The organism is Burkholderia sp. LAS2 (assembly GCF_018417615.1).
Lineage (GTDB): Bacteria > Pseudomonadota > Gammaproteobacteria > Burkholderiales > Burkholderiaceae > Burkholderia > Burkholderia sola.
Genome location: NZ_CP071052.1, coordinates 3,393,047 through 3,405,853, shown reverse-complemented (window position 1 = coordinate 3,405,853; position 12,807 = coordinate 3,393,047). Strand labels below are relative to the sequence as shown.

At 68.0% G+C, this 12,807-nt stretch carries 11 protein-coding genes; 5 read left to right on the top strand and 6 right to left on the bottom strand.

The window, feature by feature from the left end; all coding sequences use genetic code 11:
* Positions 1–274 precede the first annotated feature (274 nt).
* Both JYG37_RS15800 and JYG37_RS15795 read left to right on the top strand, forming a co-directional pair.
* On the top strand, positions 275–1,102 hold the full coding sequence (locus tag JYG37_RS15800) for a ferritin-like domain-containing protein (protein ID WP_011546143.1): 828 nt from the start codon (positions 275–277) through the stop codon (positions 1,100–1,102).
* A gap of 70 nt (positions 1,103–1,172) precedes the next feature.
* The gene (locus JYG37_RS15795; protein ID WP_176016131.1) at positions 1,173–1,679 is read left to right on the top strand and encodes a hypothetical protein; all 507 of its coding nucleotides are present in this window, start codon (positions 1,173–1,175) and stop codon (positions 1,677–1,679) included.
* Here the strand turns inward: JYG37_RS15795 and JYG37_RS15790 are convergent.
* The 3 genes from JYG37_RS15790 to JYG37_RS15780 all read right to left on the bottom strand — a co-directional run bounded on the left by JYG37_RS15790 (position 1,673) and on the right by JYG37_RS15780 (position 5,335).
* Positions 1,673–3,115: a DEAD/DEAH box helicase gene (locus JYG37_RS15790; protein WP_176016130.1), complete on the bottom strand. Its 1,443-nt coding sequence runs from the start codon at positions 3,113–3,115 to the stop codon at positions 1,673–1,675. The genes JYG37_RS15795 and JYG37_RS15790 overlap by 7 nt on opposite strands.
* Positions 3,116–3,252: 137 nt before the next feature.
* Positions 3,253–4,551 carry a c-type cytochrome gene (locus tag JYG37_RS15785; protein WP_050014602.1) on the bottom strand — a complete coding sequence of 433 codons (1,299 nt, stop codon included), beginning with the start codon at positions 4,549–4,551 and terminating at the stop codon, positions 3,253–3,255.
* 19 nt (positions 4,552–4,570) lie between these two features.
* On the bottom strand, positions 4,571–5,335 hold the full coding sequence (locus JYG37_RS15780) for a c-type cytochrome (RefSeq protein WP_050014600.1): 765 nt from the start codon (positions 5,333–5,335) through the stop codon (positions 4,571–4,573).
* Between the two features lie 402 nt (positions 5,336–5,737).
* Between JYG37_RS15780 and JYG37_RS15775 the strand changes: the two genes are divergently transcribed.
* Positions 5,738–6,670, top strand: coding sequence for a CopD family protein (locus JYG37_RS15775; RefSeq protein ID WP_050014599.1), 933 nt, complete (start codon positions 5,738–5,740; stop codon positions 6,668–6,670).
* Positions 6,671–6,818: 148 nt separating this feature from the next.
* On the opposite strand, the gene dgoD is transcribed toward JYG37_RS15775, so the two are convergent.
* Positions 6,819–7,967 (bottom strand): galactonate dehydratase, encoded by a 1,149-nt coding sequence (dgoD, locus tag JYG37_RS15770; RefSeq protein WP_213345574.1) that lies wholly within the window; start codon positions 7,965–7,967, stop codon positions 6,819–6,821.
* A gap of 146 nt (positions 7,968–8,113) precedes the next feature.
* On the opposite strand from dgoD, the gene JYG37_RS15765 reads away from it, so the two are divergent.
* Positions 8,114–8,797: a FadR/GntR family transcriptional regulator gene (locus JYG37_RS15765; RefSeq protein ID WP_124556520.1), complete on the top strand. Its 684-nt coding sequence runs from the start codon at positions 8,114–8,116 to the stop codon at positions 8,795–8,797.
* Between the two features lie 39 nt (positions 8,798–8,836).
* Here JYG37_RS15765 and JYG37_RS15760 read toward each other — a convergent pair whose 3' ends face one another.
* Positions 8,837–9,082, bottom strand: a complete 246-nt coding sequence (locus JYG37_RS15760; RefSeq protein WP_006483256.1) for a DUF1272 domain-containing protein — start codon at positions 9,080–9,082, stop codon at positions 8,837–8,839.
* Positions 9,083–9,230: 148 nt separating this feature from the next.
* On the opposite strand from JYG37_RS15760, the gene JYG37_RS15755 reads away from it, so the two are divergent.
* Positions 9,231–9,578, top strand: coding sequence for a GFA family protein (locus tag JYG37_RS15755; protein WP_050014595.1), 348 nt, complete (start codon positions 9,231–9,233; stop codon positions 9,576–9,578).
* 39 nt (positions 9,579–9,617) lie between these two features.
* On the opposite strand, the gene JYG37_RS15750 is transcribed toward JYG37_RS15755, so the two are convergent.
* Positions 9,618–12,725, bottom strand: a complete 3,108-nt coding sequence (locus JYG37_RS15750; protein ID WP_213345572.1) for a transglycosylase domain-containing protein — start codon at positions 12,723–12,725, stop codon at positions 9,618–9,620.
* Positions 12,726–12,807: the final 82 nt, after the last annotated feature.

The window sequence follows — 12,807 nt, the reverse complement described above, 5'->3', positions numbered from 1 at the left end:
GGCCGCCCGTTTCGTTTGATGCGGCGGATCTCGTCGACCGCGCGCAAGCGGTTTGAAGGACTCGTCTAACGAACGGCAACAGACGCCGTGGAACTGCGCGTGTCGGGTATGGTCAGTGCTCTGGAGCACGAACTTCAAAGTCCGGCTAAGATGCCAGGATGGTTCGGCCGGACCGACTCACTATAAACGCAAGTAAAACGCCGCCTGCGGATCGGCTGGCGCCTGTGCCCCAGGCATGGGCCGGCCTCCGCGCGACGACTGGGAGCGCACTACCATGGACACCAAAACGACGCATGTGATGCCGTGGCGTATCGAGGACATCGACCTGAACCGGATCGATCGTCAGCGTGCCGCCGCGAACGAGGATCTGCTACTGCTGCTGTGCGCGTCGTCGTTCATCGAAAGCGGCTCGGATCTCTATACGAGCAATCTGAGCGAATTCTTCAATGACGATCCGGAAGTCTCTGCATGGCTCAACAATGCATGGGAGCCCGAAGAATTGCAGCACGGCCGCGCGCTGAAGGCGTATATCGCGCACGTGTGGCCCGAGTTCGACTGGGATACGGCCTTCGCGAATTTCTTCGCCGAGTATTCGAAGACGTGCTCGGTCGAGGCATTCGAAAAAACCCGCGCGCTCGAAATGGTCGCGCGCTGCGTCGTCGAGACGGGCACGGCCACGCTCTATCGCGCGATCAACGAATGCTCGGACGAGCCGGTGCTGAAGGAAATCACCGACAACATCCGCACGGACGAAGTGCGTCACTACAAGCACTTCTTCAAGTTCTTCAAGAAGTACAACCAGGTCGAAGGCAACGGCCGGCTCGCGGTGCTCGGTGCGCTTGCGCGCCGCGTGATGGAAATCAAGAACGAGGATTCCGAGATCGCGCTGCGCCACGTGTTCGCGATCCGCTATCCGGACCGCGTCGGCGACAGCCAGTACAACCGCGAGCGCGCCGCGCGCATCAATTCGCTGGTCCGGCGCAACCTGTCGGCCGACATGTGCGTGAAGATGCTGCTCAAGCCGCTCGACCTGCCCGCGAAGATCCAGCCGGGCGTCCACTATCCGCTCACGAAGATCACGCGGCACGTTTTCCTGCGCTGATCGCCGCGGGGCGGCCCGTCGCGCGTATGCTGGCGCATCCTCATCCGATCCGCAGCCGGGCCACGCCATCATGACCGATACCCATCGCCACGCACTCGAACAATGGACGTTCGATGCGTGGCCGTCCGCCGTCGTGTCGCTGTTCGACGGCACCGCGCTCGAGCGTCATGCCGGCGTCGCCGCGTCGCTGATCGTCGCGACCGACGACGGCCAGTTGCGCACGACGCTGCTCGGCGTCGGCGAAATCTACGCACACGATGCGCGCACGCTGCTGATCGCGCTCTGGCCGCAGTCGCGGGCGGCGCGCGCGATCGCGCAACGGCGCACGGCCGCGTTGACGCTGGTCGCGGACGGCGCGTTTTTTCAGGCGCAACTGGAGATGAGGCCGCTCGAAGGGGACTTCGGCGGACTGGCCGGATTCGCTGCGACGATCGCGCACGGCGATGCGCAGCGGGTCGGCTATGCGCGTCTCGCGACAGGCGTCACGTTCACGCTGGAAGGGGAGCGCGCCGCGGTGCTCGCACGCTGGCAACGCCAGATCGAGCACCTGCGGCGCGCGGCCGCGCGGCTTCAGTGACCGCGCTGGCCGCTGCGCGACGAACGGTTGCGGTTCGGATGCGCGGCGTTGCCGTTTGCCGGGCGGGCGCCGTTGGCGCCGCCTGCCGGACGTCCGCCGCTATTGCCAGCGGCGCCGCCTTGCGTGCGCGGCTTCGCGGTCTTCTGCTGCGATGCCTTCGGTTGCGCGTTGCCGTCGCGTTTCGCGGCCGGCTGGCCTGAGCCGCCGGCACGCGGCTGGCGATTGCCGCCGCCACCGCCGCCGCGCGGTTGCTGCTGGCCGCGGCGTTGCTGGATCGGCTCCGGCTTCGCGTTCGGATCGGGTTCGAAGCCCGCGATCACTTCCTGCGGGATCTCGCGCTTGATCAGCCGCTCGATGTCGCGCAGCAGTTGCTTCTCGTCGACGCACACGAGCGACACGGCTTCGCCGGTCGCGCCCGCGCGGCCCGTGCGGCCGATCCGGTGCACGTAATCCTCGGGCACGTTCGGCAGGTCGAAGTTGACGACGTGCGGCAACTGGTCGATGTCGATCCCGCGCGCGGCGATATCGGTCGCGACGAGCACCTGCAGCGTGCTGTTCTTGAACTCGGCCAGCGCGCGCGTACGCGCCGACTGGCTCTTGTTGCCGTGGATCGCCATCGCGCTGATGCCGTCCTTCGTCAGTTGCTCGGCGAGCCGGTTGGCGCCGTGCTTGGTGCGCGTGAACACGAGCACCTGGAACCAGTTGTGTTCGCGGATCAGGTGCGTGAGCAGCTCGCGCTTGCGGTCGCGGTCGACCGGGTGGATCTTCTGCGCGACGCTCTCGGCGGTCGTGTTGCGGCGGGCGACCTCGATCAGCGCGGGCGAATCGAGCAGGCTGTCGGCGAGCGCCTTGATTTCATCGGAGAAGGTGGCCGAGAACAGCAGGTTCTGGCGCTGCGGCGGCAGCTTCGCGAGCACGCGCTTGATGTCGTGGATGAAGCCCATGTCGAGCATCCGGTCGGCTTCGTCGAGCACGAGGATGTCGAGATCCGACAGGTCGATGGTCTTCTGCTGCATGTGGTCGAGCAGGCGCCCCGGCGTCGCGACGACGATGTCGACGCCGCGCTTGAGCGCATCGATCTGCGGATTGATGCTGACGCCGCCGAACATCACGGTCGAGCGCAGCTTCAGGTACTTGCTGTACGCGCGCACGCTTTCCTCGACCTGGGCGGCGAGTTCGCGCGTCGGCGTGAGGATCAGCGCGCGCACCGCACGCTTCGCGCCACGGTGCTCCGCGTAGAACGTATGCAGGCGTTGCAGGATCGGCAGCGTGAAGCCGGCGGTCTTGCCGGTGCCGGTTTGTGCGCCGGCGAGCAGGTCGCCGCCGCCGAGGACGGCCGGGATCGCCTGCTGCTGGATCGGGGTCGGCGACGTGTAGCCGAGCTCGTTGACCGCCTTGACCAGCGGTTCGGCCAGGCCGAGAGATTCGAAAGACATAGATACCACTCTTGAGTTTTATGATCGGCGATGCATCGCGCGGCCCGCGCGGCAAACCTGCATCGCAAAACAGCCAAAAAGCAAAAGGGCGCGGCCGCGGTTTCCCGCAGCCGCGCCCCGTTTGTGTGAGCCGCTTCTTAGTCGAGCGGCGCGGAACGCAGGTCGCTCACCTGTTGCGGCGAGATCGGCGTACCGTTGTTACCCCAAGACATCCGGATATACGTGACGACCGCCGCGACTTCCTGGTTCGACAGCGACTGCGCGAACGGCGGCATCCCGTACGGACGCGGATTCTTGAACGTGCTCGGCGGGTAGCCGCCATTCAGCACCATGCGGATCGGGTTGACGGCCGATTCCATCATGATCGAGTGGTTGCCCGCGAGCGGCGGATAGGCCGGCGGCTTGCCCGCGCCGTTTTCGGCGTGGCAGGTCGCGCAGTTGTCCGCGTAGATCTTCTTGCCCTGGTCGAACAGCGCGTTGCCGAACTGCTTCGACGGCTCGTACTGCATGTTCTTCGGCGCTTCGGCTTTCTGCGGGATCGACTTCAGGTACGTCGACATCGCGCGCGTATCTTCGTCGGTCATGTACTGCAGGCTGTTGTGGACCACGTCCGCCATCGGGCCGAACACCGCGCCCTTCTGCGACACGCCGGCCTGCAGCAGGTCGGACAGCTCCTGCACGTGCCAGTCGCCGAGGCCGAGCTCCTTGTCGTTCGTCAGCGACGGCGCATACCAGTTCTGCAGCGGGATCAGGCCGCCGGCGAACGCCGACGAGCTCACCGGGCCGCCCATCATGTTGATCGACGTGTGGCACATCGAGCAGTGGCCGAGGCCTTCGACGAGATACGCGCCGCGGTTCCATTCGACCGACTTCGTCGGATCCGGCTTGTATTCGCCTTCCTTGAAGAACAGCGTGCGCCAGCCGATCAGCAGGTTGCGGTTGTTGAACGGGAACTTCAGTTCGTGCGGACGGCTCGGCACCGACACCGGCGCGACCGAACGCAGGTACGCGTAGATCGCGTCCGAATCGGCGCGCGTGACCTTCGTGTAGCTCGCGAACGGGAAGCCCGGGTACAGCAGGCTGCCGTCCTTCGAGCGACCGGTGTGCATCGCGCGGTAGAAGTCGTCCGACGTCCACTTGCCGATACCGTTCTGGTCGTCCGGCGTGATGTTCGGCGTGTACATCGTGCCGAACGGCGTCGCCATCGGCAGGCCGCCCGCGAAGGACTTGCCGCCGCGCACGGTGTGGCACGCGATACAGTCGCCGACGCGCGCGAGGTATTCGCCCTTCTTGATCAGCGCGGCCTGGTCGGCCGGCGTGGCCGCGACGGCGGCAGCGCCGTGCAGCGTGTCGTTGCCCGGCCACAGGACCGGCACGAGGGCGGCAGCCGCGACGATCGCGACGGCCGAGAGTGCAAACAGGGACTTGCGTTTCATTGTGTCTGTCTCCCTTGCCTTATTGCGGTTCGCTGCCGCAGGCGAGCGGAGTCTTCATCGAACGCGCCGGGGCCGGCACGGGGTTGGCGGGCGCCGGTTGCGCGGCGAGCCACGCGGTCACGGCCGTCACGTCTTCGTCGGAAAGCTTCGCGGCGATGTCGTGCATGCAATCGGGCGCCTTCGCGTGGCGGTTGCCCGAGCGCCATGCGCCGAGCTGCGCGCTCAGGTAATCGGCGTGCAGGCCGACGAGGCCCGGGATCGCCGGCTGCATGCCGGTCAGCCCTGCGCCGTGGCAGGCCACGCAGGCCGGCAGCTTGCGGGACGGGTCGCCCTGCGTGACGAGCTGCTTGCCGCGTGCGAGCGTCGCGGCCGGCAGCGTCGGCTTCGCCGGCGTCGGGTACGGCGGACGTTCGGCCGAGAAGTGCTCGGCGATTTCCTTCAGGTAATCGTCGTTCAGGTACGTCAGCAGATAGTTCATCGGCGGGTACTTGCGCCGGCCGTCACGGAAGTTGACGAGCTGGTTGTACAGGTACTCGGCCGGCTTGCCGGCAAGACGCGGGAAGTAGTCGTTGTCCGTGCCCTGGCCGTGAACGCCGTGGCATGCAGTACAGCCGCGCACGCGCTCGGCCATGGTATCGGGTGCCTTGAGCGGCGCCTGCTGGGCGTGCGCTTGCTCCGTGGGCTTGGTCTGCGCTTGGGCAGCGCTCATAAGGCCCGCGCCGCCGATCATCAGAACGGCGAGCAGCGGACGGAAGAGGCGTCTTGAAGACACACGAGACTCCATGTTTATTCGTCGGGGACCTTGTCCGGGCTACGATCGGCTCGGCGCATGGACGGCAGGACAGCCGGGCTGCTGCGACGCGGCATTCTATCATCGATGGGTAATGACGGCTATTTGGCAAAAGGACATCGGTTCCTGTCCGTTTGCGACTTGCGACAATTTGACGCGCATTGCGCCGGGGTCATGTGAACCGGCGTGCGTTTTCCCCATCGAAGACCGTACACTCGCGGGTCGCGCGGCGCCGCCTCCGCCGCAGGTCCAGTCATTTCTCCCGTTTCCGGATTCATCGATGACGTTTTCTACCGTGCCGTTGCCTGCCTCCCGCTGTCCGTCCCGCTGTCCGTCCCGCTGTCCGTCCCGGTGCCGCCGCACTGCCGGCCTGCCGCTTGCGGGAGGGTGCGCGCGATGAAGTTCGACAGCTTGTGGATCGGTCAGGTCGCGCTCGCGGCGCTGATGGATGCGGCGTTCGCGATGGCGGTCGGCTCGGCGCTGCTCAAGGCGTGGCTCGGCAAGGACGGTGCGCGGCCGGTCATCGCGCCGTCGCACCCCGCCTGGCTGCGCGCGCAACATTCGCTGGTCGCGGCGGCGCTGGCGCTGGTGCTCGCCGATCTCGGCTGGCTCGTCTACGAGGCCGCGACGATGAGCGGCGCGGGGCTCGGCGGCGCGTTCGCCGCGATTCCCGTCATGCTGATGCAAACGCATACGGGCTTCGCGTGGAGCGTCGCGTTCGCTGGCGCGCTGCTGCTCGCGATCGTCGCGCTCGCGAAGCCGGACGGCCCGGTCGCGCATGCAGTGCTGTGGCTCGCGGTGATCGTGGTCGCGGCCGGCAAGGCGTCGCTCGGCCATGCGGCCGACAGCGGCGTGCTGTCCGCGGCGGTCGGCGTGCAGACGCTGCACCTGCTGGCCACCGCCGTATGGGGCGGCCTCGTGCTCGCGGGCGGGCTCGCGGTGTTGCCGGCGCTCGGGACGTCGGTCGCGCGCGGCGCGCTGATCCGCATCGGCCAGCACCTGTCGCGCACGTCGATCGTCGCGGTCGTCTTCGTGCTCGGCACCGGCGTGCTCAACGCGATCCGCGGGCTCGGCGGCTCGCTCGCGCCGCTCGACGGCAGCACGTGGGGGCGCGTGTTGCTGCTGAAGTTGCTGCTCGTCGCGCTCGCGCTCGTGCTCGGCGGGCTCAACCGCTTCTCGGCGCTGCCGCGCCTGCGCCGCACCGCGTCGACCGAGGACGCGTACACGTTCCGCAACATCCTGCATCTCGAAGGGATGACGATGATCGGCGTGTTCGTGGCGGCGGCCGTGCTGTCGTTCAGCGTGCCGGGGTTCGCGGCGCTCGGCTGACGGCCGAACGGCGCAGGGCGCAGGGCGCTGGCGCGCGCCGCTGGCGTGGCGCGGATGCAAGAACGGCCGCCTTGTCGGGCGGCCGTGTCGAACGCATTGCGCGGCGCGCGCCGCACCCCGCGTCTTTCTTATTTATCTCACGCGTTCATCACCACTCGGCGACGCTGCCGTCCGCGTGGCGCCACACCGGGTTGCGCCAGCGATGGCCGGTCTTCGCCATCTCGCGCACCTTCTCCTCGTTCACGTCGATGCCGAGCCCCGGCCCTTGCGGGATCGCGACGAAGCCATCGTCGTAGCGGAACACCTCGGGGTTGCGCAGATAGTCGAGCAGGTCGTTGCCCTGGTTGTAGTGGATGCCGAGGCTCTGTTCCTGGATGAACGCGTTGTAGCTGATCGCGTCGAGCTGCAGGCACGCGGCGAGCGCGATCGGCCCGAGCGGGCAATGCAGCGCGAGCGCGACGTCGTAGCTTTCCGCGAGCGTCGCGATCTTGCGGCACTCGGTGATGCCGCCCGCGTGCGATGCGTCCGGCTGGATGATGTCGACGTAGCCGCCCGCGAGGATGTGCTTGAAGTCCCAGCGCGAGTACAGCCGCTCGCCGAGCGCGATCGGCGTGTTGGTCTGGTTGACGATGTCGCGCAGCGCCTCGGCGTTCTCCGACAGCACCGGCTCCTCGATGAACATCAGCTTGTACGGGTCGAGTTCCTTCGCGAGCACCTTCGCCATCGGCTTGTGCACGCGGCCGTGGAAGTCGACGCCGATCCCGACGTGCGGGCCCACCGCGTCGCGCACCGCCGCGACGTTCGCGATCACCTGTTCGACCTTGTCGTAGGTGTCGACGATCTGCAGTTCCTCGGAGCCGTTCATCTTCACGGCCTTGAAGCCGCGCTCGACCACCGCGCGCGCATTGTTCGCGACGTCGCTCGGCCGGTCGCCGCCGATCCATGAATACACCTTGATGCGGTCGCGCACCTGGCCGCCGAGCAGCGCGTGCACGGGCACGCCGTGATGCTTGCCCTTGATGTCCCACAGCGCCTGGTCGACGCCCGCGATCGCGCTCATCATGATCGGGCCGCCGCGGTAGAAGCCCGCGCGGTACATCACCTGCCAGTGATCCTCGATCAACAGCGGGTCGCGGCCGACCAGGTAGTCGGTCAGTTCCTGCACGGCGGCCTCGACCGTGTGCGCGCGGCCTTCGACGACGGGCTCGCCCCAGCCGATGATGCCCTCGTCGGTTTCGATCTTGAGGAACAGCCAGCGGGGCGGGACGACGAACGTTTCGAGGCGGGTGATTTTCATGACGCGTGTCTCCATGATTGACCGGCGCGCCCGCGCGGGCGCGGCGCACGATCCGTGCTTTCACGGTTATCCTAGCGTAGTCGAATAAAAAATAGTATTAATAGCATTAATGCGCAGATAGTGGGCAGCCCGCCCGACGGAGAACGATCATTCAACGCGACCTGCATGGACAGACGGCCTTCCGGCTCGCGACGGCGATCCTGCGCGGCGACTACCCGCCCGAATCGCTGCTGCCGAGGGAACCCGACCTGATGGAGATGTACGGCGTGAGCCGCACGGTGATGCGCGAGGCGCTGCGCACGCTGACGTCGAAGGGGCTGGTCGAATCGCGGCCGAAGGTCGGCACGCGCGTGCGGCCGCGCCGTGCGTGGAACCTGCTCGATGCCGACCTGCTCGACTGGTATGCGCGCGTCGCGCCGCCGCTCGCGTTCGCGCTGAAGCTGCAGGAAATGCGCGAGATGATCGAGCCGCACGCGGCCGCGCTCGCCGCGCGCACCCATACGCCCGAAGCCTTCGACGCGATCGACGGCGCGGTGCGCGCGATGGCCGCCGCGCGCAACGTCGACGAATGGGTGCGCGCCGACCTGCACTTTCACCTGAGCGTGCTGGAGGCCGGCGGCAACGAGCTGCTGGTGCCGCTCGGCGCGCTGATCGATCGCACGCTCGAGGCGCAACTGCAGCTGAACGCGCGCCGGGCGGACGTGTACAACGCGTCGCTTGCCGAGCACACGGCCGTCAGCGACGCGATCCGCGTGCGCGACGAAGACGGCGCGCGCCGCGCGATGGCGACGCTGCTCGCGGTGACGCGCGCGCGGATCGAGATGTCGTGACGGAGCGGGGCGAGGCGGCCCCCGCGCCGCGCCGTGTCGTCAGGCGTTCGCGCAGCCGCCCGGCTTGTGGATGCGTTCCGTCGACGGCGGGTACTTCGCGAGCAGGCTCGCCGGCCGCCGCGGCCGCGCGACCAGGTCGCCGCCGCAGTTCGGGCAGCGGCCCTTCAGCACGTCGTCGGCGCAGGTCGCGCAGAACGTACATTCAAATGTACAGATGCGCGCTTCCGCCGAATCGGGCGGCAGGTCCTTGTCGCAGCATTCGCAGCCGGGGCGCAGTTCGAGCATGAGGGTCTCCTGGGTCGATGACGGATGGGCGCCGCCCGGACATTGCGTGCGGCGCGTGCGAGCGCTACTGTACGCGTTTGGATCGGCCCGGCCAACGGCGTCCCGCCTGGGCGCCGGCGCTGCGCACGGGCTGCACCGGGAGACGACCATGCTTTATCGCGGAAGCTGTCATTGCGGCGACGTGACGTTCGAGGCGGAAGGCGACCTGCAGGGCGTGATGGCGTGCAACTGCTCGATCTGCCAGCGCAAGGGCGCGCTGATGTGGTTCGTGCCGCGCGACCACATGAAGCTGCTGACGCCCGACGAAAATCTCGCGACCTACCTGTTCAACAAGCACGTGATCCGGCATCGCTTCTGCAAGCGGTGCGGGATTCATGTATTCGGCGAAGGCGTCCATCCGGACGGCACCGCAATGGCCGCGATCAACGTGCGCTGCGTCGAGGGCGTCGATCTCGACGCGCTGCCCGTCACGCACTACGACGGCCGCTCGCGCTGAGCGGCGCGCGGTTGCGGGCGCCTGCGCGGCGCAATCGGATCAGGAGGGTTGCACGGCCGCCGCGTTCGGCGCAGGCGTTTCCGCTTGCGGCGCCGGGCCGGCGGTGCGCGTGCCGGCGTCGGCCGGGCGTTCGATCAGCGGCGCGAGCGCCGGCGCCATCGACTTCAGCAACTGCACGGCCATCGCGCTCGTGAAGTCGTAGCGCGCCGCATACGGCTCGTGCGCGGTCGCCGTCAGCACGCCGAAGAACCGGTCGCCGATCGCGAACACGAAGGTGCCGCTGCGGTTGACCTTGCGCGATTCGATCAGCCGCGCGCCGCGCGCATAGATGTTGAAGCGCTGGTCGCCCGTCCCGGTCTTGCCGTACACGTCGAGCGTCTTGCCGTCCGGCAGCGTGAGCCCGCCCGCGAGGCGGCGCGCGGTGCCGTGGAGCACGACGTCGCGCAGCAGCGTGTGCGCGACGTTGACGATCTCCGGCGCCAGCATCGGCTGCGGCTGCGCGGCCGCGCGCACGAAGCGGGTTTCGTACGGCGTGCCCTTCGCGAAATCGAGCCGTGTGATCGTCTCGGTCGGCGCCTTCTGGCCGCCGTTCGCGATCAGGCCGATCAGTTTCGCGAGCGCGTCGGGCTGGTCGCCCGAGGCGCCGATCGCGGCCGCGTAGGACGGCGTCACCTCCGCGAACGGGTAGCCGAGCGCGCGCCACGACTTCGTGATTTCCGCGTACGCGCGCAGCTCGACCATGCGGCGGATGCGGCGGTCCTGCGTCGCGTGGTAGCGGGTCTTGTACAGCCACGAATACGTGTAGAAACGCGCATCGCGACTGTCGCGCTGCACGTCGGCGAGCGACGCGGCCGGGTGTACGCGCAGGTAGTTGAGCGTCCACAGCGCGAGCGGATGAACGCTCGCGATATAGCCGCGATCGTTGAGGTTGAAGCGGTCGATCGCGTACTTCGCGTAGAGCGCGGCGAGATCGTCGTCGGACAGCGTTGCGGCCGGCGTGCCTTTCAGTTGCGCGCGCATCTGCGCATCGAACCATGCAAGCGATTCGTTCGGCGCGACGCTGCGCAGCACCGTCGCGAGCTTCGGCGGCGACTTGCGTACGTCGCGCAGCATCAGCGCGAGCGCGTCGTCGGGCGCCTTGCCCGCATAGCGCGTGTAGTAGCGCTTCACGTAGACCTGGCTTTCGCCGTCGACGAATTGCTGCAGGTAATGCTGGCGCTGCGCGGGATCGTTGAGCCACGACGACGACGGGCCGGCCGCCTGCAGCGTTTCGTAGTGAACGATGTCGCGCATCAGCCGCACGAACACGAGGTTGACCGAGTGCTCGAACGCCGCGTGCAGCGTCAGGATGCGGCCGTTGTCCGACTTTTCGAAGTTCGAGAACACCTGCGCGCCGCCGCCCGTGTAGAACACGTCCGGACTCGCCGAATACTTGCGTTCGACGGACGCATCCAGCATCGCCTGCAGCGAGCGGTCGCGCGTATGCGACAGGTAGTCGAGCGCCCAGCGCGACAGCCCGTCGATCGGATCCGGTTTCACGCGCGCCAGCTCCGCGTTCGACAGGTTCGCATAGCGCGCATGCAGGTCGGCGACGATCTGCAGGTACGTGATCAGCGTGCGCAGCTTCGCGGTCGAGCCGAGGTTGATGCGGCCGCCGCGATTCACGTCGAACGGCTGGTTCACGCTGTCGGTCTGTACGCGCAGCATGTTCGCGCCGTTGCGGTGCTCGTACAGCGTGAAGCTGTACGTGAGGTGCGACGGGTCGTCCTTCGGCGCCAGCATCTCGAAACCGTACAGGCCGGCGGCCTGCGCGCCGTCGCGCGTCGATGCCCGCGCGAGCCGCTCCGCGACCGCCTGCTGCACGCCGTTGTCGAGCGTGCTGGTGGCCTGCAGATCGAGCTGGTCGAGCTGGTACAGGTCGCTGATGCCGAGCGCCGACAGCAGCGACGCGCGCGCGGAGGTCACGGCCTTGCGCGACACGAACGACTGCACGCGCGCGGCGGCCGGCGGCGCGCTGCGTTCGATCTGCGCGGCGAGCGCGGCATCGCGCAGCGCGGGCGAGATCACGCCGCCGTTCGACAGCAGCCGCAGGTAGCTGTCGGTCAGCTTCTGCAGCGCCGGATAGCCGCGGTTGAGGAAGTACGACGGCGCGCGCTGCGCGATCAGCAGCGACAGCGCCTCGCGGAACATCCTGCCTTGCTGGTCGACGTTGTCGCCGGTCGTCGGCGCGGAGAGCACCCGGTTCACGTCGTTGAAGTCGCGGCCGTACCACGCGGCGAGGCCGTCGCCGATGCCGGTGATTTCGCCGACGTGCGGCCGCGCGGCGAGCGGCACGGAGTTCAGGTAGCGCACCACGATCGTGCGGCGCGCGAGCATCGTCTGCGGGCCGTTCAGGTACGCGCGCACCGACGCGGACGCGATCTGCCGCAGCTTCTCGGGCGGCGTCGCGGTGCGGCCCTCGGGCGAATGGCGGAATTTCTCGATCTGCGTCGCGAGCGTGCTGCCGCCCGGGCGCGCCTGATGGCGATTGACCACGTGCAGCGCCTGGTCGGCCAGCGCGCGGCTGAAGCGCCCCCAGTCGATCGCCGGGTTGCGGTTCGGTTCGTTCGCATCGAGCAGGTAGCGATCCTCGATGAACAGCAGCGAATCGGTGATCACGCGCGGCACCGTGTCGAAGTCGGCATAGACGCGCTGCGGGAACACGGTCGCGAACAGCGGCGAGCCGGTCGAATCGAACAGCATCAGGCCCGTCTGGTCTTTCTCTTCGTAAGGGAGAAATAGCCCGCGCTCGCCGAGCGACAGCATCCGCTGCGAATCGCGCGCCTGTTCGCTGACGACGAAGCCGCGCGCGAGCAGCCGCTGCTGGAACGCGGGGATCAGCGCGTAGCCGAAGCGCTGGTCGTACGGGCCGTTCCCGGGGAAGCGGATGTGATCGCTCGGCCCCGTCTCGACCGTATAGCCGACGTCGCGGGTGAGCTCGGACAGGTAGCGCGCCTGCAGCCGGGACGTTTCGATCTCGGTCTGCACCAGCCGCGCGACGATCGCCACCGCGATCAGCAGTGCGGCGAGCAAAGACCACTTGACCCACGTCCAGACCGATGCGGGACCGGTCACGCGCGGGAGGATACGATTCAGCGGCCGATTCATGGCGGCGTCTCCCTGAGGGCGCGGTTGTCCGGCCACACCCCATTAAGGATTAGTGTAGTCCTCCGCGGCGGGCTGCCAAGGC

Bases quoted from the DNA above. Each gene is read 5' to 3' on its own strand.
- JYG37_RS15800 (WP_011546143.1), top strand. From the start codon at position 275: ATGGACACCAAAACGACGCATGTGATGCCGTGGCGTATCGAGGACATC.
- JYG37_RS15795 (WP_176016131.1), top strand. From the start codon at position 1,173: ATGACCGATACCCATCGCCACGCACTCGAACAATGGACGTTCGATGCG.
- JYG37_RS15790 (WP_176016130.1), bottom strand. From the start codon at position 3,115: ATGTCTTTCGAATCTCTCGGCCTGGCCGAACCGCTGGTCAAGGCGGTC.
- JYG37_RS15785 (WP_050014602.1), bottom strand. From the start codon at position 4,551: ATGAAACGCAAGTCCCTGTTTGCACTCTCGGCCGTCGCGATCGTCGCG.
- JYG37_RS15780 (WP_050014600.1), bottom strand. From the start codon at position 5,335: ATGGAGTCTCGTGTGTCTTCAAGACGCCTCTTCCGTCCGCTGCTCGCC.
- JYG37_RS15775 (WP_050014599.1), top strand. From the start codon at position 5,738: ATGAAGTTCGACAGCTTGTGGATCGGTCAGGTCGCGCTCGCGGCGCTG.
- dgoD (WP_213345574.1), bottom strand. From the start codon at position 7,967: ATGAAAATCACCCGCCTCGAAACGTTCGTCGTCCCGCCCCGCTGGCTG.
- JYG37_RS15760 (WP_006483256.1), bottom strand. From the start codon at position 9,082: ATGCTCGAACTGCGCCCCGGCTGCGAATGCTGCGACAAGGACCTGCCG.
- JYG37_RS15755 (WP_050014595.1), top strand. From the start codon at position 9,231: ATGCTTTATCGCGGAAGCTGTCATTGCGGCGACGTGACGTTCGAGGCG.
- JYG37_RS15750 (WP_213345572.1), bottom strand. From the start codon at position 12,725: ATGAATCGGCCGCTGAATCGTATCCTCCCGCGCGTGACCGGTCCCGCA.